Genomic DNA, 24604 nt, shown 5'->3' with positions numbered 1-24604 from the left:
CATGAAACTAGATAAGTAACTGCCAATCGGGTATTATGATTTCTTTAAGTTGATCCGTTCTGCAATTTGATTTAAATCTGTTAAAAGAGGTTTAAGTGCATCAATTCTACTATGGATATCATACGTCAGGTGGTGATTCGTCTTTTTGTTTAACGATAGCGAAAGACCCACCAAATGGGAGTTGACCTGATAAGAGAGTGCCTGAAAATGGTGGATATGTGACCAATCCATCCATTTATGCTCGGGTTCTTTTTTCATTTCATTGATAGCGTCCGAAAACAGGGCCATGGCAGTCTGTGCTTTTTTGCGAGCCAGTCGTATATCAAAGGAACTTTGTCTTTCGTCCGACAGACGGTTATTGATGATCTGGAAATAATGTTCGTTGTAAAGAGATACCTCTTTTGCCAGCTGAACCATGCCAGTGCTCTGGCGTACAGGTATCAAGAAATAACCTGCTATAGCCAAGAATGCTCCAATAAGTGTAAAAAGCATTCGGCTGCCTAAAATGAGATTGATATTGCCTTCAAACAAATTGAGCGCAATCACAATTCCCAAGGTAATAAAGATGACACTGACCATGTAATTAGATCGATTGAATAAAAAGAATCCGAAAAGACCTAATGCAGCTATGGTAAGAAGAGCCGGGAGAAAATGAATAGCAATTAAGCAGAATATGCCAACTATTATACCCGAGAATGTGCCTACAATACGCTCTATATTACGCTTTTTTGTCATTGAAAATGCTGGTCTGGCAACAATAGCGATCGTCAATAAGATCCAATAGGTATATTTAAAATCCAGAAACAAAATACCGATCAATGCGCCTGTTCCAAAAAGAAGAGCCATCCGAACGGCAAATCGAAAAAGCGGGTTATTCAGATGGAGTTTACTTTTTAGATCAGCGAGATTGCGCAAAGGTCGATTGATAAATTGTTGGTACTCACTGCTGTCAATCTTATCCTGGATTTCCTGATTTTGATAAAAAGCCACCTGAATTCGGTTGAGTACATCAATAATTGCTTCGATGTTGCTTATGATCGAACATAATATACTTTTTGCTTGACAGGCCTGCTCTTCTTGAATTTCTTTTAAATCCTGTAAGAGGGCATTAATTTTAAAGTTATTATGATATAATTGATGTGCATACCGAAACCTCTTGTTAGGTTGTGAAAAGCTATCAATTTCTAAAGCTAATAATTTGATTGTTTGACGAATTAAAGGGAGGCTGCCCGTATCTGCAAGGTTTTTGCGAATCGCATCATAGTCGTGATCGAGTGCAATAATTAACTCATGGAGGTCAATTAACCCATAAACTTGACTGAGCCAATAATTGCTTTTATGCCACTGTTGACTTATGATTTTTTTTTCTCGAAAAAGAAGGGACCTGATTTGTTCCTGTTGTTCGCTGATCTGGCCATGAATTTTGCCTACGCGACTGTACGTTATATTCAAAGGAATATCGGGATCGTAAGACTGGGATCGTATCAATAGAAATTGGGACAATCCATGAAAACCATTGGCCATCGCATGTTTTAGCGAGCGATAAGGTTGTATATAGGCCTGTAAAAGGCTAAAAAAGTAATATATAATGGATCCTGTTGTAATCTGTAAACTAACAGCAAAGGGCTGTTGTGGGGCCATTCCGATCACAAAACTCATGAGAATCAATGTCATGTTTCCAATTGCAGCATAACGAGCTCCAAAAATACCGTATAACGTACAGATAAAACCCGCCGCCGCTAGCAATATCACCAAGGGCCAATGATATGGAAATACAATCGCTGTAAACAATGAGGCAACAAAGAAGGTGGGGATGCAGACAAGAGCCGAAGAAAGTTTATCTTTTCTGTTTCCAGGAGGATCTGTGAGTGTTGTTAACAACGATCCGACACCGATTCCAATTGCCGTGCTCGCTTGCGCTCCCAATAAGTAGAGAGCTAAACTTGGGATGATACTGATGAAAACATTACGTAAAGCGTCTCCAGAATGCTCGCCTTGCATAAATCGTATCATTAGGATATAAATACGGTAGAGTCTTTTCTTCAAGGATACAGTGTTCATCAATCAGTTTGCTAATTTTCTGTGCAAAAATACAAATATTATGCTTAATATTTTTTGTATACAATTTATCTGTTTTGATTTTTGTTTATTTTTTGAATTTTTATTTTGATTCGATGTGCTTCTCTTGCGCTGTGCTTTTTGGAGATTCAAGATTAGCTGGGATAATTTACCGGCTTTAACATCGATCAGTGAGGGATATGGTTTACCGATGTTATTGGGTTGTCTACCGAGTAAATTGGACGATCGATCTATTTCTACTGGTCTACGTGTAATGAATACACGAGGTTTGTTGTCATTATTATGAAGTTGACTATCTAATCGATAGCCTAAAGAAATTACATTATGAAACCACAAAAAATTAATTTGCTCTTATTTTCACTTGTTTTATTCCTGTTTTCTATGGGTAGGACTGTCTCTGCACAATCTGACGGAGGGAGATTACGTACAGTCGTTGTTGGACAAGATAATCAGCCTATTGCGGCTGCAAATATTTCACTGTTTCGTAAGCCCAATGATATCTTGTTAAAAGGAACATTATCCAACGAAAATGGAGAAATTATGTTGTCTGCGATACCGGAAGGGAAATACAGCCTACAGGTGTCCACGGTGGGTTACGCTATTTATCGTTCAGGGGAAATGGCGCTGAGTGCGGGCGATCTCAAGGTGCTGGATACGATTCGTTTACAGATGGAGACTAAAGTGCTGAGTGAGGCACAGGTGGTCGGAAAGAAACCATTGATTGAGAGTCATCTCGATAAAGTTGTCCTCAATGTGGAAAACAGTATTTTGGCGACAGGGAATAACGCATTGGAACTCTTGCAAAAGGTTCCAGGGGTAACTTTAGACAACAAAAAGATCAATTTGCGTGGAAAAAGTAATGTGATTATCATGATTGATGGTAAGCCGACCTATCTTTCTGCGGATGAAGTATCGCGATTATTGGAAAATACGGCTTCAAATGCAATAGCGTCAATCGAGGTGCTCACCAATCCACCCGCAAAATACGATGCGGCTGGGAATGCAGGGATTATTAATATTAAGACAAAGAAGAATACGCAATTTGGAAGTAATGTTAGTTTAAACCTCAATTTAGGGCAGGGTAAATATACAAAGGCGGATGGTGGTTTTCTAATAAACCATCGCAACAATTGGGTGAACTTATTCTCTTCCTATAACTACGCAAATACCTTAGGCTTTAATGATTTAGATATCGATAGGGCTGTAGATACCAAAAATGGAACGACTTTTTTCAATTCGGATTCTTATTCGAAATTCCGCTATCGAGGCCATAATTTCAAATTTGCGGCAGATTTTAACCTGGGAAAACAGGAGATCATTGGATTTGTGGTTAACGGTAACGTAAGTAATGGACATTCAACACGCGAGGGAAGTAATCTGATCGCCTCTCAAAAAGGTAAGCTTGATTCGATTGTATTAGGAAGCAATTTGTCAGATTTTAAATACCATTACCTCACTTATAATCTTAACTACAAAAAGACATTTGATACTTTAGGGACTGAATTGACCGTTAACGGGGATTATTCATATTCGAAAAATAATGACAATAGCACCGTTGGAAACCGTTTTCTGGACGCAAATTGGGAGGAATTTAAATCACCGAATATTTTCCGAAATGATATGCTTTCTAAGACAAACATATTAGTTTTTAAAACTGATTTTGTGCATCCTTTTAATAAAACGACGAAACTTGAGGCGGGCTTAAAATATAGCCGCGTAAAAACAGATAATAATTTGTTGTATGAAGATCAGGATCAGCAAGGCGAGTTTGTGCAAAATAATGGTCAAAGTAATCAGTTTTTGTATAATGAAAATATAGCTGCAGCTTATTTCAGCCTAAATAAATCGTTCGGAAAGTTTTCCGTACAAACTGGACTGCGTGTTGAAAATACGAGCTCCATGGGAAATTCGGTGACGCTAGGGCAACAAACAAAACGGACCTATACCGATTTTTTTCCATCCATATTTGTACAGCAACAGATTAATGATAATCACAAGCTTGGAGCGAGTTATAGCAGACGTATTGACCGCCCTGATTATGGGTCATTGAATCCCTTTGTGTATTATTTGGATCAATACACGTATCAGTATGGCAACCCTTATTTAAATCCACAATATACTAATTCGTATGAAGTAAATTATACTTTTAAAGAACGCTATTTATTGAGTTTGGGCTACAAGAGGACCAACGATGCCATCACTCAGGTCATAGAAAGCAATTCGGAGACCAAAGCTATTGCACAGACAGACCGAAACCTGGCTTATTTTGATTATTACAACATGAATGTCAATATACCAGTTAAGCTTTTTAAATGGTGGAGTATTTCTAACAATGCCAGCGCTTTTTATAATAAGTTTAGTTTTGATGAGCAGTCCGGAGCGCAACGCCAATTGGAAAAGTTATCGTTCCAGGTAAGTTCCAATCATGATATTCGAATTGGGGAAACAACAAACCTGGAGCTGACAGCTAATTATTTTTCGCCGGCAGTTTATGGGGTATTTAGTTTTCAGTCTTACTATGGTATCGATCTTGGTGCCGGAAAAACATTTCTTGACAAAAAATTGAATGTGAAGCTGGCTGTAAATGATGTGTTGAATACAAGAGGTCAGCGCAGATTGTCGAGTTATCAGGAAAATGGATACTATCGTATCCGCAATGGATATGATAGTCGGGTTATCCGATTGTCAGTTTCTTATCGTTTTGGTAATATGAATATTAAGTCAGTCAATAAGAAGGCTGGTAATAATGAGGAAGATAATCGGTTAAAAAAATAGGAGCTACTGTTGTGAGGGGAGATAAGGAGCGAGAGATAGCGAACGTTTCCCTAAAACACAAAGAGCCTGGGATATCGCAGGCTCTTTGTGTTTTAGGGAAGTTATCTTAACTTAAAAATAAGATCTCTCTCAATTTTGGAAGAGGCCATTTTTTGTCATCAACAATTTTCTCCAATTTGTTGACATGATAACGGATCACATCGAAATACGGTTTAACCGATTCATCGTAAGCGATTGATTTTTCGCGTACGTCATCAATTTGATTTGCTTTTTTACGTTCTTGACGCATTGCTTCAGCTTGCTCCAAGATGGTATTTACGTGTGTCGAAATACGTTCTACAAAGTTCAATTGAGAGCTGAATGCTGCCTGTGCTAGACCAAGGTCTTTTAATCCTTTGACGTTTTCAATCAATTCGTTTTGATAAATGAAACATGCAGGAGCAATTTGGTTGTTAACCATTTCTTCAATGACGCGCGCCTCAATCTGTAATTTTTTATAGAAGTTTTCAAGCAAGATTTCGTGGCGAGCTTCTGATTCACGTTTGGTATAAATACCTAATGATTCAAATAAAGCTAAAGATTCTTCTTTTACATAAACATCTAATGCTTTAGGTGTAGATTTGATGTTAGAAAGACCACGTGCTTCAGCTTCTTTTTCCCATTCTTCGCTATATCCATTGCCTTCAAAGCGGATAGCTTTTGAATCTTTGATGTATTTGCGGACAACATTTAAGATCGCAAGATCTTTTTTGGTGCCTTTTTTGATTTGTTTGTCTACTTCTGTTTTGAACTCGATCAATTGCGCTGCAACGATTGCATTCAACACGGTCATCGGTAGAGCCGAGTTTGCAGAAGAACCAACAGCGCGGAACTCAAACTTGTTACCTGTAAAAGCAAATGGCGAAGTACGGTTCCGGTCTGTATTGTCCAATTTTAATTCAGGAACCTTAGGAATACCATGCCATAAGTTTGCCTCTGCTTTTACTTTTTTAGCAACACGAGCAGATTCAACTTCTTCTAAAAGCTCATCCAATTGAGAACCTAAGAAAATTGAAATAATTGCTGGCGGAGCCTCATTTGCACCTAGACGGTGATCGTTACTTGCACTAGCAATAGAAGCGCGCATTAAATCAGCATATTCATAAACAGCTTTAATGGTATTGACAAAGAAAGTCAAGAACATCAAATTGTTTTTAGGCGTTTTTCCAGGAGATAATAAATTTACACCGGTATTTGTGATTAAAGACCAGTTGTTGTGTTTACCAGATCCGTTGACACCGGAGTATGGTTTTTCATGCAACAATACTTTGAAGTTGTGTCTTAAAGCAACTTGTTCCATGAGATTCATCAACAATTGGTTGTGATCGATAGCCAGGTTGATTTCTTCGTACATTGGAGCACATTCAAATTGAGAAGGTGCAACTTCGTTGTGACGAGTCTTTAAAGGAATACCTAATTTTAACGCTTCATTTTCCAAATCCACCATGTAAGCTAATACGCGCTCTGGAATTGCACCAAAATAGTGGTCTTCCAATTGTTGGCCTTTTGCCGACATGTGGCCAAATAAGGTACGGCCAGTTAACTGAAGATCTGGACGAGCATTATATAAGGAAAGGTCAACCAAGAAATATTCCTGTTCAATACCAAGAGAAGCGTTTACTTTAGTGACCGATTTATCAAAATATTGAGCGACATCTGTAGCAGCTTTATCTACAGCGTTGATCGCTTTCAATAAAGGAGCTTTATAGTCTAATGATTCACCCGTATAGGAAACAAAAACCGTTGGGATACATAATGTTTTACCAGCGCCTGTTTCGTAAATGAATGCAGGGGAAGATGGATCCCAAGCTGTATAACCTCTAGCTTCGAACGTATTACGGATACCACCATTTGGGAAAGAAGATGCATCGGGCTCTTGTTGAACCAGTGCGTCAGCTGTAAACTTTTCAATGGCTTCACCGTTTTCGTCTGGCTCAAAAAAAGCATCATGTTTTTCAGCAGTCGAACCTGTCAGCGGTTGAAACCAGTGTGTGTAATGAGAAACGCCGTGGTTAAGTGCCCAAGTTTTCATGGCCTGTGAAATGTGTTCAGCCAAATCTCTTGAAATAATCTGTCCCTCTTCAATGGATGCAACTAACTCCTTGTATGAATTTTTAGGAAGGTAGTCTTTCATTTTGTTTACGGAAAAAACATTCTTTCCGTAGATGTCAGTTGCTTTTTTAGTTTCAACTTTTTCAAATGAAGCAATTTGGCGTGAGCCTGCTGCTTCTACTGCTTTGAATCTTAGGTTCGACATTTGTATTTTGTAGTTAAATTACAGTTTTGTTGATTTTGTTTTTCAAAAATATTGTGTTTTTATTGAAAACTGAAATTTTTTTTGATGTTTTTTGTGAAATAATTCAAAAATTATGTTTTTTGGCTAATAAAAAAGGTGTGATTTGTATAAATCACACCTTTTTTATTGTTTTGTGTTATAATTCGAATCCCCAGTCTATACCTTTTTCGGTGGCAGGTACTCCTTTCTTCATCCAGGCAGGAGCGGGGGCACCTTTTAGGAAATGATCGAAGAACTGCTGCTCGCGAATTTGTATATCCTTGCGGTTTTGCCGCAGCATGAGGTTATGTTCATCCCCATTATAATTTAGCATCCATACGGGTTTGTTCAATCGGCGCAATGCAGTAAACATTTCAATACCTTGATACCATGGCACGGCCCCGTCATTGTCATTGGCCATAATGACAACAGGAGTTTTAACTTTATCTAAATGGAATAAAGGTGAATTTTCGATATACAGTTCCGGAGCTTCCCATAGGGTTTTTCCGATGCGGCTTTGTGTATGTTCGTATTGGAATTGGCGCGACATACCGGTCTGCCAGCGTATTCCGCCATAGGCAGAGGTCATGTTGACAACAGGAGCGCCAGTCCACGCTGCAGCATACATATTGGTCCGCGTAATGAGGTGAGCAACTTGATAGCCGCCCCAACTTTGCCCCTGTATCCCCATCTTCGTGCTATCAACCCAGGCATTCTGAGCGAGGTATCTCATTCCGGAATTGATATATTCTTCAGCTGATTTACCCGGGTGCCCTGTTTTGTAGCTTATATTTGGTGCAAATACAAGGTATTCGTTGCTTACAAAATAGGGGATGTTCAAACGTGATGGTGTAGGGGCAGGAGGTTGATACGTATATAATCCATCGGAAAGCTTTTCATAGAAGTAAGCTATAATCGGATATTTTTTTGCAGGATCAAAATTTTCTGGTTTATAAAGAATTCCCTCTGCCTGATTTCCTTCAGGGGTTGTCCAGTGAACAAGCTCCGCTGTACCCCAATTGTAATTAGCCTGTTGCTGATTAATATTGGATAACTGTAATTCGTCTTTGAACTTGATGGTATTGGTGTAGATATTCGGCGAATTTATATAATCCTCTTTACTGTACAGTATCGTCTGTTGATCTGCTGATGAGCTGATATTCTTGAAAGTTTTTGCCGCTACCAAAAGACTTTTTGGATCGTTATGCTGTCCCTTGAACTGGTAGAAACCAGACTCTTTGGTTTTATTGTCAAAAGAAGTTAGAAAACCACCCTTTTTATAGTCAAGTGTTGTGGCTTGTTCGCGATCTTCTTCTCTTTTTAAAGGCAAGTAGCGAAAAGTTGTTTGTGATGCAGCTCCATAGCCGTTGGTCAAGATGGATTTGCTGGAACCGTCCAAATTAAAATACCAGATATCATATCTCGAATTGACATAAATGCCTTTAAAGTCTGGACTCCATGCGGCCATTCCGTATCCTTTCGCGGAGGTAGGCATATCATTTTCCTCATCGGCAAAGGACGCCGGTATGCCGTCATTTAGCACTGTCTTTTTCTTTGAACTAACCTGATAGGAATTCCAGCTTCCTTTATCTTGGTCGAAATATACGATGTATTTTGCGTCAGGACTTAAGATTGCATTTCCCGAAAAGTTTGAAAGGATTAACTCTTTATTTCCTGTTTTTGTCGAAACCAGATAGATGTCGTCTCTTGTACTGCCTTCCCATTGACTTGCGATGCGCTTGCCAAAATCAGTGCGCGCTAAGATATACTCTTCATTTCCGTCCGGTGTAAGTGCGGTGGAGTTAAATGTTTGGTCCGTCAGGGGTATAATGTTACGGTTGTATTTGGGGTAAGTAACCGCTAAGAAGTTTCTTGCAAGGTCTTTCTTTAAATTGACCAACTGCATGGGCTGTAAATAATCGTCTTGCCAGTTCCAAACGTCTACTTTAGCATGTTCAAAATCAACCAAAGTGGTGTCTTTGACACGCGGTATTGGTGCTATGCCGAAAAATAACTTCTCTCCATTTTTGCTGAAACGGATATCACCATCCCCACTAACAGCCCAGTTTTTAGGTATACCATTGCTGGTTTTTGTTGCGAGGTATTGGGCTGTATCGATACCATTTGTATAGTAATATAAATTATAATTTTTCAGCAATGCCTTTTCATTGGAGAGATCCCCTAGGTAAGCGAGCTGATTGCCTGATTCATCAAATTTGAAATTTTTATAATTGCCTTTCCCATTTGATATTTTTTTGAGCTTTTTAGTTGCTATTTCGTAGAGGTAGACTCCGGAATCTTTTGACAGGCTATCTTTAGACTCTGTTTTTTTTGAAAAAACAATTTTTGATCCGTTTTTATTCCATTCGTATTGGTCTACGGATGAAAATTGTACCGAATCACCGGAATTCAAATCATATAGAGCCAATGTTGCAACTGTTTTTTTCTTTTTATCGCTGCTTTTCTTTGCTGATGGGGCATCAGTGGCCGTTTTTGGATCAGATTTTTCATTTATTTCCTTGTCAAAAAGAAAAGAAACGAAATTGTTGTTTTGATCGGCAATTTTGTAAGATTTTACCTGCGCAAATTTGACAAGGGATGAAGTCGTTAAATTGTAGATCGCCAATGAATCTTTTGGGAGTTCTTCCGCTTTCTTCTTTTTGATTTTGGCTTCGCGGGTTACGGCAAATGGCGCTTTGACCAAACTTAGCAGATGGTTTTCGGTATCTGTCAGTTTTCCATTATATCCGCGGGGAATTTGAATGAGTTCTTTGTTTTCTTTGGTTTTGAGAAAAAGCTGATTATCGCCTTCTTGTGGGACGACCTGAAACAGGACAAATTTTCCCGATTTACTGATATAGGGCGATGATACGCTTTGCCAACTATCATATACCGTATGATCCAATGGTTTCTTTTGTGCATGGGCAGCGAATGCTGCCAGAAAACAAAATGGAATACAGATACTTTTCTTATTCATATTTTAAACCTTTTTGTCGCAATTTATTCATAAAAAATAAATAAACTTCGATTTTTTGGTATATTCATTGTTACGTAAACATAAAAAACTGGTTATGAAATCATCATCCGCTGTTATTATTTCGATTGTAATGGGCGCTGTGCTCTTGCTTGGTACCTGGATATTAGGTACAGCTTATCGCTATAAGTTTAAATCGACGCAGACAATCACTGTTAATGGTAATGCCAAAAAAGATTTCGAATCCGATCTAGTCAAATGGAGTGCTACTTTTAGCCGAAAGAATTATGAATTGAGTGCCGCTTCAGCACAATTGGCTACGGATCGTGATTTGGTGCGGGATTTTTTAGTGCAACAGGGGGTTAAAGCCGACGAGATCCGTTTCGAGGCCGTTAATATTGCCAAAGATTTCGAATATCATACAGATGGAAAGGGGAATGGTTATAATACTTTTTCCGGTTATACCTTATCGCAGGCCGTAAGTGTCGAATCAAAAGACTTAAATAAAGTAGACAATGCCTCACGAGAAATATCGACATTAATTTCCAAAGGGATAGAACTTAGCTCCAGCACCCCCAATTATTATTACTCTAAGCTAGAGGATCTGAAATTGGAACTTATTTCACAGGCTTCAAAAAATGCACATCAACGTGCAGACAATATTGCAAAGGAATCGAATGCCAGATTAGGTAATCTGGTAAAGGCCGATCTCGGAATTTTTCAGATAACAGGACAAAACGACAACGAAGAGTACTCTTCTGGCGGTGCATTTAATACAAGCTCGAGAAAAAAAACAGCTAATATCACGGTTAAAGCAAGTTTTTTGAGTGACTAATGAAAAATTATTCGACTGAATTTCAGTTCTATATTGTTTTTCATTGAAAATTTGTTCAAAAAGTTTTCTCCTTTTCAATAAAAAACCTACTTTTGCATCATCCCAAACGGATATGCCCGGATGGCGGAATTGGTAGACGCGCTGGTCTCAAACACCAGTGGGAAACCGTGCCGGTTCGACTCCGGCTCCGGGTACTAAAAAGCCTCTTTACTTACAGTAAAGAGGCTTTTTTTTGTACGTTTATGTGGTGTCTGACCTGAAGATTGCCACAAGTTCCGGATTATAACTGATCAAGGTAGGTACTAAAACAGATACATCCTAACATCAACTTATACGTAGTAACAATTTTCGATCAATCTTTAGACAGTGATCAGTCAGTGCTTATTCAATTTGTACTGAATGATCACTGAACAATCACTGAACGAGCACTGAGCAAGCACTGAATAAGTACTGTCTTAAGATCTAATTTGGTCACTATTTGATTCTAGGTTGCTGCTGCTATTGCTTGTTCTTTGGTGTTTCTTCGCTTATTGTAGCTACTTTCATTAGACCTTCTTCGGTATTCGTTTGCCGTTTCTTTGGTGTTTCTTTGTTTATTCTTTGGTATTTTAACGATAAAACAGCAATAAAACAGCAATAAAATAGCACAGAAACGGTAACGAAGGTATAATCTTGAACCAGACTTGTAGATAAGAAAGATAAATTAACTACTGTCGAATTGGCAATAAGATGGGCTTTTTTTTATAAACTTTCTTTAATCTGAATTTTCTTGTTTAAATTGGAAATACCAAATATAAACTTGGATGAAAACAGTTTTTTTATCGCTGGCACTGTTGTGTTTTTTCATTACTAGGGGGCAAGTGGGGTTTGTCTTAAACGGAAAAAAGAATGTTAAAATTCCTTTTCTTTTCGTACATAATCTGGTCATTGTACCTGTGCAGGTGAATGGATATATGATGAACTTCCTGTTGGATACGGGGGTTAAAGAAACCATGATATTTGGGGAAACATTAAAGTCAATTGATAGTGTTGTTTTTGTTAATAAATTTCAGGGATTGGGTAGGGACGAGGGCCTGGATGGTTATCTATCCATACATAATCAGGTGAATATTGCTGGGGTATATGAAGATTTAGACCAACCGATCTATATTCTTCAAAATGCGCATATTGATATTTCTACAAGGATAGGAGTGGAAGTGAATGGAATTATGGGAAGTCGTTTTTTTGAAAACCAAATGATAGAAATGGATTTTCAAAAACATCGCATCACCTTATATCCTAAGGGTAACTTACCTAAGGGCCTCGAGAAGATGCAGCGTTTGCCGCTGGATATTTTAAATAGTCGTCCCTATACTTCGGTTGCTTTTAAACAGGGAGATATGGCTATTGATGGTCGTGTATTGATCGATATGGGAAATAGCGATGCCTTAATGCTTATTCCTTCAAAGCTAAACAATTTTGATATTAAGCCTCCATTTATTGATGACTACATAGGGCAGGGTTTTAACGGTGAGATTTATGGAAAAAGAAATCGAATCCGATCACTCGAACTTGGGCCGTTTACAATGAACTATCCCCTGGTAGCCTATCCCGAATTGAGCTCGTTACAGCATGCAACATTTGTGAGCGAAAGAATAGGTTCCATTGGAAACGAGTTGTTACGCCGATTCAAGGTCGTATTCGATTATCCCAACAAGTCGATATATCTTCACAAGAATAAAGATTTTGATCGCTTTTATTATCTGAATATGAGTGGACTGGAAATTATCCATGATGGTATTAAATACGAAAAAGAAGAAATACCTGTCGTTCTGCAAAAGGATGGCGGTACCGAGGTAAGAATGGGTAATAGCGTGCAGTATCGCTTTGTACTTCGAAATATGTACAAAGTTGCGACTGTTCGTGATGGTTCACCTGCAGCAATCGCAGGACTACTGCCGGGAGATAAAGTTGTGAAGATCAACGGTCGATCTGCATCTTCATTTTCCCTGGAATCGATTCATAATCTTTTTAAATCAGAAGAGGGCAAGGATATGCGCTTTCGTGTGACAAGGGATGGAAATATACTTGACTTTAAATTTGTGTTAAAAGATCCACTGCCATTTAACTCGGATTAAATTTTAGCACATTTTTCTATTTTAAACTGAACTTACTTATATTTGCGCTTGATAATACTATTTTAATAATTTAAACACGAGAAGATATGTTGGTCGCTAGAATAATAACACAGCAAGCTTTTAAGGCAAATGGATTTGCCGAAAGCAATCTTCGTGCTTTTCGTCCTATTTAAGATACTCTTCAAAATAGGAGCGCATCGTGTTTGTTCAATCCGCTGGAGTGAATAATCAGGTCGCTTTACTTCTTTTGAAAACACCAATTTATACAGATGAAAAAGCCGAAGTTCATTCGGGCTTTTTAATTTTCCGGATTTTCGTTTCTATTTAGACAATCAAATCTCTTCAGGGCTGCAGCGTTTTTGAAAAACAGGTGCGTTCGACTCTTTAGGAGTAATTGACTGTGCATTAAGAAAAAATGCTTAATAGAATCGTAATCCCAAAAGAACATTCCCGAAATTTTTTCAAAAAGGCAGCCAATTTCCAAAAAGAAATTGATGGCCAATTATTTATATTTTTTATAAAAATGGGAAGTAAATTAGCTGGAAAAGATCTCGTAAAAATAGGTTTTCCACAAAATAATATAGTTAATACAGCTTTAGGGCTGATCACAAGATATCGGAAGAAGGAAAAGAAGGAAACCATTCTTCTTGAACTTGCTGAGTTGATAGAAGCTCCAGAGCGATTTATGGGGCATAAAATATGGGGTAAAGTCTCTGAAGGACTTGTTAAACCTGTTGAAGTACGCATGCAGGCGCTTCATTCACATTGTGCTCCATTTAGCATATTTGGTGAAAATGAAATTGATGAGCAGGCAAAAAGACAGTTGTATGATGCACTGAGATTGCCTATTTCAAGACAAGGTGCACTGATGCCGGATGCACATACAGGTTATGGACTTCCCATCGGCGGGGTCCTGGCCACAGAAAATGCCGTTATACCCTATGGTGTAGGCGTAGATATTGGTTGTCGGATGAGCCTGTCGATATTCGACTTACCAGGCAGTTATTTCAAAGGGAGGGAGTTCCAACTGAAAAATATATTGAAGGAAAATACCAAATTTGGTTTAAATGACACACATCGTGATAAGCATGACCATGTTGTTTTCAGTAGAACTGAATTTCAGGAAATCCCACTATTAAAATCCCTGTTGGGTAAAGCTTACAGGCAATTTGGGACTTCTGGTAGCGGGAATCACTTTGTCGAATTGGGCATTGTTGAGCTTCAAACGGTGCGGGAGGAATGGGGGATAAATCCAGGACAGTACCTGGGGATTTTATCCCATAGCGGCTCTCGAGGTTTGGGGGCGAATATCGCTAAGCATTACACAAGCCTTGCGGCGCAACAATGTCCATTACCACGTCATGTCCAACATTTGGCCTGGTTGGATTTAGCAAGCCAAGAAGGACAAGAATACTGGATGGCAATGAATTTGGCTGGAGAGTATGCCCAGGCCTGTCATGCGGACATCCACCGACGTCTGGCTAAAGCACTTGGCGGTAATCCTGTGGTAACGATCGAAAACCATCATAATTTCGCATGGAAGGAATTCGTGAATGGGGAGGAATGCATTGTTCATCGGAAGGGAGCAACACCTGCAGGCAAGGGCGTGCTGGGGGTGATTCCCGGCTCGATGACAGCACCAGGGTTCATTGTTGAGGGAACGGGAAACCCCTTAAGTTTAGAGTCTGCATCCCATGGAGCTGGGCGTGTCATGTCGAGATCTGCCTGCAAAAATAATTTGACAAAAAGCGCTATGCTGAAAGATCTGGAAGCACATGGTGTGGAATTGATCGGCGGCGCGTTGGATGAATCACCACGTGCGTATAAAGATATTCATCGGGTGATGAAATTACAGCAGGAGTTGGTAACTGTTCTCGGAACGTTCAGTCCGAAGATTGTACGTATGGACAAATAAGGTAATGAAACAAAGGTATTTACAAATTTCTTCGGGACGAGGTCCTAAGGAATGTAATATGGCCGTTAGGTTGGTAGTCGACAGAATCTCTTTTGAAGGGAGTAGAGTAGGAGTTGAAGTTACGGAAATAAAAACAGAAGAAGTTGATGGACTTCCTTGTTCGTTAATTGTCAGATTGAGCGGAAAAGATATGGATCAATTGATTGATCATTGGATTGGTACAATCTGTTGGGTGTGTAAAAGCCCTTTTCGTCCTTTGCACAAACGGAAGAATTGGTTTGTTGAAGTTAAAACGTATCATCCGTTTGAAAAGGAAAAGGTGTTGGATGTGAAGGATGTATATTTCCAAACGATGCGAAGTAGCGGTGCAGGTGGACAGCATGTCAATAAAGTAAGTTCTGGCGTTAGAGCGACGCATGCTCCGACAGGGATAAGTGTTCAGGTGATGGATACGAGATCGCAATTGCAGAATAAAGAGATCGCAATGCTGCGCTTGGCTGCACGTCTGCGGGATTTGGAAAGCGTTGAGTTAAATACGGCCAAAGAACAAAAATGGAAAAACCAAATCGAGGTGACTCGAGGACAGGCGAAACGGGTCTTTGTTGGACGTAATTTTGTCGAAAAATAATATTTCTTGAGCATTGGATCCCAATTGACAATCCATGAAATCAATTGGGTTTTGATAGGGGCTTTGAACCATAAGTTCAAGGCCCCTTGAATTAGGGGGTATGCTGGTTTTGTTTTTTAGCCGTATTTTCTTCTGTGATTTACCTTTGGTGTAGAAAATAATTTGCTTTATTGCGTTGATAATTCCTATCTTTAAGAGGAAGGGTCTAAAAAGGAGTTCTTCAGACTAAGTAAACTTAAGTAGTCGCTGTAGCATGTATCAAGAGAAAGCTATAGGGCTTGGAATTTCAAATTCGATATTATGATAAAATCCCCTGGCTTCCTTTTTAAGGAAGCGATCAAGAATGAAAAACCATTACAAATTGTTGGAGCGATTAATGCTAATCATGCGCTTTTGGCTGAACAGGCTGGTTTTAAAGCTATTTATCTTTCTGGAGGTGGTGTTGCAGCAGGTTCACTGGGAATTCCAGATCTTGGGATTACAACACTTCAGGATGTTTTGATTGATGTGGATCGCATTACAAATGTGTGTAAACTTCCTTTGCTGGTGGATATTGATACTGGCTTCGGTCCTTCGGCATTCAATGTGGCACGTACAATAAAGTCTTTAATTAAAGTGGGCGCAGCGGCAGTTCACATGGAGGATCAGGTGGGGGCTAAACGTTGTGGTCACCGGCCTGGGAAAGAGCTCGTTTCTCGATCTGAAATGGTTGACCGCCTAAAGGCGGCGGTGGATGCACGAACGGATGAGCATTTTGCCATTGGTGCACGTACAGATGCACTTGCTTCTGAAGGCCTTGAACTTGCTTTGGAAAGAGCGGTGGCTTATAAAGAAGCTGGAGCGGACTTTATTTTTGCTGAAGCAGTACATCATTTGGAGCAATACGTTCAATTTAGTGCGGCAACTGGCCTTCCTATTTTGGCGAATATCACCGAATTTGGACAAACACCGTTGTTTAGCCTGAATGAACTACGTCAGGCCGATGTTTCTATTGTTCTTTATCCACTCTCTGCTTTCCGCGCAGCTAATAAAGCGGCTACAACTGTTTATCGTCACATTCGGGAGGACGGTGGGCAGCTTAATGTGATCAACGACATGCAGACGAGAGAAGAGTTATACAGAAGTATCGATTATTATGCCTATGAAAATCGATTGGATCAATTGTTTAACAAATAATTATATTCAGATGGAAGAGACAAACAGCACAGGTTTTAAGCCCAAAAAAAGTGTAGCACTCTCTGGCGTAGCAGCTGGTAATACGGCTTTGAGCACTGTCGGAAAAAGTGGTAATGATCTGCATTATAGGGGCTATGATATTTTGGATCTGGCAAATCAGGCAAGTTTTGAAGAGGTCGCTTATTTACTTATTTATGGAAGTCTACCAACACAGGCCCAGCTCGTCAATTATCAAAGTCAGCTGATCAGTCAACGTGGCCTGCCTATAACTGTTCAACAGGTCCTCAAGCAATTGCCATCGACGGCACATGCCATGGATGTTTTACGGACTTATGTTTCTTTTTTCGGCAGTGTTTCGCCCGAGAAAGACAGTCATCCCGTTGCTGGTGCCCGTGACATTGCAACTCGCCTGATGGCTTCGATGGCCTCAGCACTGTTATACTGGTATCATTTTAGTCAGCATGGACGTGAGGTGCAGGTAGAGACAGCAGATGCAACCTTGGGCGGTCATTTTTTGCATCTGCTACACGGAAAATCGCCATCGTCTTCTTGGGTAAGAGCGATGCAGATTTCACTCAATTTATATGCTGAACATGAGTTTAATGCATCTACATTCACCGCACGGGTAATTGCCGGTACAGGATCAGATATGTATTCCTGTATAGCAGGGGCAATAGGTGCGCTACGGGGGCCTAAGCATGGCGGAGCCAATGAGGTCGCTTTCGAAATTCAGAGTCGTTATGCAAATGCTGATGAGGCGGAAGCGGATATCCGGAAGCGATTGGCAAACAAAGAAGTCATTATTGGTTTTGGCCATCCTGTATACACAATCTCGGATCCAAGAAATCAAGTGATAAAACAAGTGGCAAAAGAGCTGTCGGAAGAAGCGGGCGACATGACGCTCTACCTGATCGCTGAGCGGTTAGAAAAAGTCATGTGGGAGGAAAAGAAAATGTTTCCGAACCTGGACTGGTACTCTGCCGTGGCCTATCATATTATGGGCATTCCAACGGAGATGTTTACGCCATTATTTGTTCTCTCGCGTATTACTGGCTGGTCAGCGCATGTTTTCGAACAGCGTCAGGATGGAAAAATTATCCGGCCAAGTGCAAACTATGTTGGTCCTGAGGACAGACCGTTTGTACCTCTTTCCGAACGGTAAATTTGGATCGGGAAAAGGCGTTAAAAGGTGCTTTCTGAACAGGGGGCTTTAAGGAAGAATTTAGCGCAGGAAAAAACGAATTATATTAATAAATAGAACGAGAGTCTTATACGAAATACACGAATGAGTTCAGCAATATCAAATGAAAGACCACAACCGGATCAGGTTTTAGTGGACATTGTGGACTATGTCCTAAATTATAAAATTGAGGAAAAGGTCGCTTGGAATACGGCGTTTTACTGCTTTCTTGACACAATAGGCTGCGGCTTGGAAGCATTAACCTATCCTGCCTGTACTAAATTGTTGGGGCCAGTTGTGGCCGGGACCATTGTGCCGAACGGTGCCCGGGTGCCGGGTACAGATTTTCAATTGGATCCCGTTCAGGCAGCATTCAATATCGGCACGATTGTTCGATGGTTAGATTTTAATGATACCTGGCTGGCAGCAGAATGGGGCCATCCATCCGACAATCTGGGGGGAATTTTAGCTGTGGCAGACTGGTTGAGCCGAACGAATATTGCGAATGGTCAAAAACCGCTGAAGGCTAGGACGGTACTCGAGGCGATGATTATGGCTCATGAGATACAAGGTGTTTTAGCGCTTGAAAACTCGTTTAATAAAGTGGGGCTAGACCATGTTATTTTGGTGAAGGTGGCTTCAACAGCGGTCGTGGGTAGGCTCATTGGCCTCACAAGAGAAGAGCTGCTCAACGCGGTTTCTTTGGCTTTTGTCGATGGGCAAGCTTTACGCACTTACCGGCATGCACCAAATACCGGTAGCCGAAAATCTTGGGCAGCCGGCGATGCAACTTCGCGTGCTGTCCGATTGGCCTTGATCGCAAAAACTGGAGAAATGGGCTATCCATCTGTTTTGACAGCACCAGTTTGGGGATTTTATGATGTGTCTTTTAACGGAAATCCATTTAAGTTTCAGCGGGGATATGGATCTTATGTGATGGAAAATATTCTTTTCAAAATTTCATTTCCCGCAGAATTCCATGCACAGACAGCAGCGGAAGCTGCTATGCAACTTCATCAACAACTGAAAGAATTTGGAAAAAGCAGTTCAGATATCGCCCGTGTAACCATTCGTACACATGAAGCTGCTATCCGGATTATTGATAAAAAGGGACCTTTACATAACCCTGCAGACCGTGATCATTGTATCCAATACATGGTGGCTGTTCCGTTGATCTTCGGCCGTTTGACGGCTGATGACTATGAAAACCATATCGCTTCGGATCCAAGAATTGATGCACTGCGCGATAAGATCTCCTGCGTGGAAGATGCTCAATTCACTGCTGACTATCACGACCCACAGAAACGTGCCATATCAAATGCTTTAACAATTGAACTGATTGACGGCACAATATTGCCTGAATTGGTCGTTGAATACCCGATAGGCCATCCTAGGCGTAGGGCGGAGGGAATCCCTAAATTAATCGAAAAATACAAAACAAATCTTGCTCGGGTATTTTCTGAAAAACAGCAAAAGGAAATACTTAGAGCTACTTTGGACTACGATACTTTTATCGAACAGGATTTTTCACAGCTGATGGATTTGTTTGTGCGCTAATGATATGGAGAGGACGGGGTGATCAAACTATTTGTTTGTCACCCCTGCTTTCGTTTCTATTACAGCGTTAACTACACCAAATATTCTTTTTGAGGTTGCAACCTTTTGTTTTTATGATTACCTGATACTTTAATGCACTTAAACAGCTCATGCACGCTTCTTTAGACGAAAGAACATAGATTGGCTAATCTATCGCCAATTTGAGTCAAAACCACTATAAAATCTGAAATTCTTTTTTGCCAGTTCTCTTAAAGATTCTGGTATTTCCCATTGCTCACCTTTGGCCTGAAAGTCTTCGCATTCCGCAATGAAAATAGGAAGCGTTGTGCGGTCGATATGTCCAAATACGCCACCTGTATAGGATGCATACCCTACACCTAAAATAGAACCAATATCGCCATCGATGGGTTGATTGAGTACGCCTTCTGCGAGACACCGATAGCTGTCCAATGCCATGACATGCAACAACCGTTTCCGGATGATTGAAGGTGTTACATTTTCTTTTGCAGCTGTAATTACAGGGGTTTTCCAAATGGTTTTCTTTTTGGTTTCAATGTCATAATCGTAGAATCCGGCGCTTGATTTTTTTCCTTTTCTCCCTTGATCAACCATATCTTTGAGGTAATTGTAAGCGCGCTTTTGGCTGGCATGAAGTTGTGGGAGTTGATCATAAACATGGAGCATCAATTCCAATGATATCTCATCCAATACTGCCAATGGGCCCACGGCAAATCCTGCAGCCATCGCTTCCTCTTCGACCAGTGTCGGTGAGATGCCTTCCAGTACCATTGTAATACCTTCGAGTAAATAATTGAAGAAAATACGCGAGGTGAAAAAGCCCGGACCATCCTGCACGACTATTGGAATTTTATTGAGGCGTAAAGCTGTGGTAAGTGCTTTCTCTAAGGTTTTTTGCTCAGTTTGTTTACCGCAGATGATTTCGACAAGGGGCATGCGGTCAACAGGGGAAAAGAAATGCATCCCTATAAAATTTTCAGGATCGTTGGTTGCTTTAGCAAGCTCAGTAATAGGTAATGAAGTGGTATTTGTAGCGAAAAAGCCATTTTCGTTTAAATAGGGTAGGCTTTCTTTTGTCACCTCAGCCTTTAGATGAAAATCTTCAAATACAGCTTCAATAATGCAGTCAGATCCATAAAGGTCATCGACTTGGTCAGTTGGTTTTATGCGTGCAAGCAATTGCTCCCGTTGTGATGGGGTCATGGCCCCTAAAGCCAGTAATTTTTCACAAACCTGGCTAGAATAAGCTTTGCCCCGTTCGGCTTGGGGAAGTGTAACGTCTTTTAAAGCAACTTCTATTCCTGCTCTGGCGGCCTCATAAGCAATCCCCGAGCCCATCATTCCGGCGCCCAGTATGCCTATTTTTTTGGGGCTATAGTCCCCAATATGTTTTATACTGTTGGGTGATTTTGCTAATTGGACAGCGTAATGAAGTGTACGGACCATGCTGAGTGGCTCGGGGCGATTTAAGACTTGCAGGTATAAATTTGCTTCCTTTTCGGCGGCGTCAAACGGTGTACATAATAATCTTCTTTGTAATAATTCAATAACTGCGTTTGTACCGGGGTATAAACCGCGTGCTTTTTTTTGGATGGTGAGAATTGCCTCGGGCGTCAATTCGTCCATTTGTTCTGTGTGATGGCCAGCATTGGTACTGGGTAGATTAAGTATCCAGTTTATTGCTAGTGATAGGCTATCGCTGGGATTCTGCGTCAATTCATTGATTAAGCCAAGTTTATGGGCTTCTTCACTGCTCAGAAGTTTGCTTTGTGTCAGCAGATTTAGGGCATTTTCAGTACCTATCAATGCTGGTAAATAGATCGTTGTACCAAAAGCTGTAAACAAACCATACTTACTCTCCGGAAAGCCAAACTGAAGTTTTTCGGAGGCGATACGACAATTAGACCATAGCATGGTCGCTAGGGCAATAGCTGTACAATTGTCTGTAATGAGAGAAACAATGGGTTTTTTAAACGTTTCCCAATGCAATACTTTTGATGTAAGCTTGTGTAAGTCCGAAGGTCTTGAGCGGCTTGAAGAAAACTGCTCAAATAATTGGGTATATTCGATTTTTTTGTCTTGAATCGGGCAGCTGTATACGACACCTATGGTATCTTCCCGTTCGAGAATGAACGTAACCAAATCAACAAATTGCGTGAGATAGTCTATAATATCCAACTGCTCGGGAGCTGCTGTCGATATAGGATGGATTGTAATGATGTGATGATTATCCTGTTCTACACGAAAGAGCGTGTGGGTCATATAAGATTTATTTTCATCCATTGTACTTGGTGATAATTTTTAAAAAGCTTTCTATTGTTTGGACTTTCCTGATTGATAAGTCACATGATCTATTGTCATTTTCGCGATAATTTCAAGCATGATTTCTGAGGTTCCCCCGATGATTGTGCCGACACGGACATCGCGATATAAACGTGCGATTTTATAATCTTCTGTAAACCCATAACCACCAAATAATTGGAGACATTGGTTTACAACATTGACGGCGAGCTCACTTGCTTGTAGCTTCGCTATGGAACATTCTTGGACAGCATATTCGTCTAGGTCCTGGAGATCACAACAATGGTAGACAAAGGCTTTCGTGGTAGCGATATCTGCTGCCATTTGTGCGATTCGGTGCCGTATTGTTTGAAATTCCTGGATTTTTTTTCCAAAGGCTTCACGTTGTGCGATATAATCAAGTGTATACTGAAATGCCGATTCTGCGGTAGCGAGACTATGAATAGCTGCGGTAAGCCTTTCCAATTGAAGTCCATCCATTAAATAGCGAAATCCTTCTCCCTCTAAGCCGATGAGATGAGAAATAGGGACTCGTACGTTATTAAACCCTAGCTCCGCAGTGTCAGAGGCGTGCCAGCCTAATTTATTGATTTTGCTTGACGAGACTCCAGTTGCATTTCTGTCAATAAGTAATAAGCTTATACCCTTTGTTCCCTGGTCAGAAGCAGTTTTGACTGCTGTAATAAAGAAATCGCCATAATAACCGTTGGTAATAAATGTTTTAGATCCGTTGACAATATAAAAATCACCATCCCGGACAGCTGTTGTTTTGATTTGCTTTACGTCAGAACCAGCCCCGGGTTCAGTAATAGCAACAGCACTGACCATATCACCGGCAATAACTGGTTTAAGGTAGCGCACTTTCAGATCTTCTGATCCATATTTCAGTAGGTACGGAGCCGACATAAACTGAATGACAAGCGCCGAAATGGTAAATCCTCCAGAAAAACAATAGGATAATTCTTCGCAGAGTATTAAGGAATAATAAAAATCGAGGTCTAGTCCACCATACACTTCTGGGTAATTGAGTCCCATCAATCCCATATCACCCATTTTCTTCCACACATTTCGGTCGATCTCGCCCCGTTTTTCCCAATCATCTACGTAGGGTGTAATTTCTTTTCGAATAAATGTACGAAGTGTATCGCGAAAAATCTGATGTTCAGCTGTAAACTTGATTGTCTGCATAATCGTTTATCTTGCTTTTGGTTATCTTATGTAAGGCGGTCTTTTGAATGACCGTCTAGTAGGATTTTATCTAAACGAATTTAACGAAAAGCCTTGGCTTTTTGCAAATTTTTATTCTTTATTTTTCGTTCAATTGGTTAAGTAGGGAAGTTTTTGCGCTATTTTTTTTCTATTTATTCTGTTTTGATGAAAAAAATAAAACCGACTTGTTGTGGGTTATCTGTTATATTTTTTATCTTTAAGATGAGGAAGGGTTGTTGGGGAATATGCTAGCGATAGGCCTTCAAAATTTTAGCAGAACAATTATAAACTTTTTATATCATGTCAAAGAGTGTATTTATCGTTGCAGCGAAACGCACACCAATTGGAAGTTTTGGGGGTGCCTTGTCATCTATTTCGGCGCCAAGTCTCGCGGCCCAGGTTGTTGGGGCTGTAGTTGATGAGGCGGGTATTTCCCGCGATATAGTGGATGAGATTATTATTGGTGCTGTTTTGCAAGCTGATTTGGGACAAGCGCCTGCCCGACAGGTAGCGCGGTTAGCAGGTTTGTCGGATCATACCGCTGCAACTACCCTTAATAAAGTATGTGCTAGTGGAATGAAAGCAATAGCTGTTGCTGCACAAAGTATTCTATTGGGAGATGCTGATATAGTGATTGCTGGTGGGATGGAGAGCATGAGTAGGGTGCCATATTATACGAATAGTATGCGTTGGGGAGCCAAATTTGGAGCCCAGAATCTGGTTGATGGTTTACAACGTGATGGTTTGAGCGATGCTTATTCGAATGATGCAATGGGAATATTTGCAGAGTTGTGTGCCGAGAAATATCATATTGGCCGTGAAGCACAGGATGCTTATGCGATAAGTTCCTATAAAAGAAGCCTAGACGCGTGGCAAAAAAATAAGTTTTTAAACGAGGTTCAACCTATAACGATACAAAGTCGTAAAGGAGACGTCGTCGTTTCGCGGGACGAAGAGTTTTCGCGGGTCAATTTTGATAAGATACCCGAGCTTAAGCCTGCCTTTAAAAAAGAGGGGACTGTAACTGCCGCAAACGCATCGACAATAAGTGATGGAGCTGCTGCGGTGCTGCTCATGTCTGGCGAGAAATTGGAAGAACTTGGACTTGTCCCCTTAGCAGAGATTATTGCTTATGCTGATGCTGAACAGGCTCCGGAATGGTTTACGACTACACCGAGTGTAGCCACAGAAAAGGTGTTAAAAAAAGCGGGATTGACACTAGAAGACATTGATTATTTTGAATATAATGAAGCTTTTTCCGTGGTGGCTTTGGTGAATGCACAAATTTTAGGTTTACCCATGAACAAAGTAAATGTTTATGGAGGAGCGGTATCTTTGGGGCACCCATTGGGATGTTCGGGCGCTAGAATTGTTGTAACACTCAGCAGCATTTTAAGACAGGAGGGGGGATCAGTAGGACTGGCAGCGATTTGTAATGGTGGCGGTGGTGCCTCGGCAATGATTATTAAAAAGATTTGATGCTTCTTCCAGATAAGATTGCTTTAATTTTATCTGGAAGAAGCTCA

At 40.5% G+C, this 24604-nt stretch carries 14 protein-coding genes and 1 tRNA gene; 10 read left to right on the top strand and 5 right to left on the bottom strand.

Annotation, left to right across the window (positions count from 1 at the left end; genetic code table 11):
• Window positions 1–33 precede the first annotated feature (33 nt).
• Window positions 34–2061 carry an FUSC family membrane protein gene (locus ACLCDV_RS15975; protein WP_411971630.1) on the bottom strand — a complete coding sequence of 676 codons (2028 nt, stop codon included), beginning with the start codon at window positions 2059–2061 and terminating at the stop codon, window positions 34–36.
• 342 nt (window positions 2062–2403) lie between these two features.
• On the opposite strand from ACLCDV_RS15975, the gene ACLCDV_RS15970 reads away from it, so the two are divergent.
• On the top strand, window positions 2404–4854 hold the full coding sequence (locus ACLCDV_RS15970) for a TonB-dependent receptor domain-containing protein (protein ID WP_411971629.1): 2451 nt from the start codon (window positions 2404–2406) through the stop codon (window positions 4852–4854).
• Between the two features lie 106 nt (window positions 4855–4960).
• On the opposite strand, the gene ACLCDV_RS15965 is transcribed toward ACLCDV_RS15970, so the two are convergent.
• Both ACLCDV_RS15965 and ACLCDV_RS15960 read right to left on the bottom strand, forming a co-directional pair.
• Complete coding sequence (locus tag ACLCDV_RS15965; protein WP_317665878.1) at window positions 4961–7150, bottom strand: glutamine synthetase III; 2190 nt, start codon at window positions 7148–7150, stop codon at window positions 4961–4963.
• A gap of 175 nt (window positions 7151–7325) precedes the next feature.
• Complete coding sequence (locus tag ACLCDV_RS15960; protein WP_411971628.1) at window positions 7326–10145, bottom strand: prolyl oligopeptidase family serine peptidase; 2820 nt, start codon at window positions 10143–10145, stop codon at window positions 7326–7328.
• Between the two features lie 94 nt (window positions 10146–10239).
• Between ACLCDV_RS15960 and ACLCDV_RS15955 the strand changes: the two genes are divergently transcribed.
• The 8 genes from ACLCDV_RS15955 to ACLCDV_RS15920 all read left to right on the top strand — a co-directional run bounded on the left by ACLCDV_RS15955 (window position 10240) and on the right by ACLCDV_RS15920 (window position 19550).
• The gene (locus tag ACLCDV_RS15955) at window positions 10240–10977 is read left to right on the top strand and encodes an SIMPL domain-containing protein (RefSeq protein WP_333574835.1); all 738 of its coding nucleotides are present in this window, start codon (window positions 10240–10242) and stop codon (window positions 10975–10977) included.
• A 114-nt stretch (window positions 10978–11091) separates the two neighbouring features.
• A tRNA-Leu gene (locus tag ACLCDV_RS15950) sits at window positions 11092–11171 on the top strand.
• 609 nt (window positions 11172–11780) lie between these two features.
• The gene (locus ACLCDV_RS15945; protein ID WP_411971627.1) at window positions 11781–13094 is read left to right on the top strand and encodes a PDZ domain-containing protein; all 1314 of its coding nucleotides are present in this window, start codon (window positions 11781–11783) and stop codon (window positions 13092–13094) included.
• A 523-nt stretch (window positions 13095–13617) separates the two neighbouring features.
• A complete protein-coding gene (locus tag ACLCDV_RS15940) occupies window positions 13618–15009 on the top strand; it encodes an RtcB family protein (RefSeq protein ID WP_411971626.1) in 1392 nt (463 codons plus the stop codon).
• A gap of 4 nt (window positions 15010–15013) precedes the next feature.
• Window positions 15014–15637, top strand: a complete 624-nt coding sequence (gene prfH / locus ACLCDV_RS15935; RefSeq protein ID WP_411971625.1) for a peptide chain release factor H — start codon at window positions 15014–15016, stop codon at window positions 15635–15637.
• Window positions 15638–15937: 300 nt separating this feature from the next.
• Window positions 15938–16813, top strand: a complete 876-nt coding sequence (prpB, locus tag ACLCDV_RS15930) for a methylisocitrate lyase (RefSeq protein WP_343566461.1) — start codon at window positions 15938–15940, stop codon at window positions 16811–16813.
• A gap of 10 nt (window positions 16814–16823) precedes the next feature.
• Window positions 16824–17975 carry a 2-methylcitrate synthase gene (gene prpC / locus ACLCDV_RS15925; protein ID WP_411971624.1) on the top strand — a complete coding sequence of 384 codons (1152 nt, stop codon included), beginning with the start codon at window positions 16824–16826 and terminating at the stop codon, window positions 17973–17975.
• A gap of 123 nt (window positions 17976–18098) precedes the next feature.
• Window positions 18099–19550, top strand: coding sequence for a bifunctional 2-methylcitrate dehydratase/aconitate hydratase (locus ACLCDV_RS15920; protein WP_411971623.1), 1452 nt, complete (start codon window positions 18099–18101; stop codon window positions 19548–19550).
• Window positions 19551–19739: 189 nt separating this feature from the next.
• Here the strand turns inward: ACLCDV_RS15920 and ACLCDV_RS15915 are convergent, their stop codons facing one another.
• Together ACLCDV_RS15915 and ACLCDV_RS15910 are read right to left on the bottom strand one after the other, a co-directional pair.
• On the bottom strand, window positions 19740–21851 hold the full coding sequence (locus ACLCDV_RS15915) for a 3-hydroxyacyl-CoA dehydrogenase NAD-binding domain-containing protein (RefSeq protein ID WP_411971622.1): 2112 nt from the start codon (window positions 21849–21851) through the stop codon (window positions 19740–19742).
• 30 nt (window positions 21852–21881) lie between these two features.
• Complete coding sequence (locus ACLCDV_RS15910) at window positions 21882–23057, bottom strand: acyl-CoA dehydrogenase family protein (RefSeq protein ID WP_411971621.1); 1176 nt, start codon at window positions 23055–23057, stop codon at window positions 21882–21884.
• A gap of 321 nt (window positions 23058–23378) precedes the next feature.
• On the opposite strand from ACLCDV_RS15910, the gene ACLCDV_RS15905 reads away from it, so the two are divergent.
• Complete coding sequence (locus ACLCDV_RS15905; protein WP_411971620.1) at window positions 23379–24557, top strand: thiolase family protein; 1179 nt, start codon at window positions 23379–23381, stop codon at window positions 24555–24557.
• Window positions 24558–24604: the final 47 nt, after the last annotated feature.

Source organism: Sphingobacterium sp. Lzh-3 (assembly GCF_046764375.1).
In the GTDB taxonomy this organism is placed as follows: domain Bacteria; phylum Bacteroidota; class Bacteroidia; order Sphingobacteriales; family Sphingobacteriaceae; genus Sphingobacterium.
Note: the sequence above shows the minus strand (reverse complement) of the source record. Positions and strands in the feature narration are given on the sequence as shown.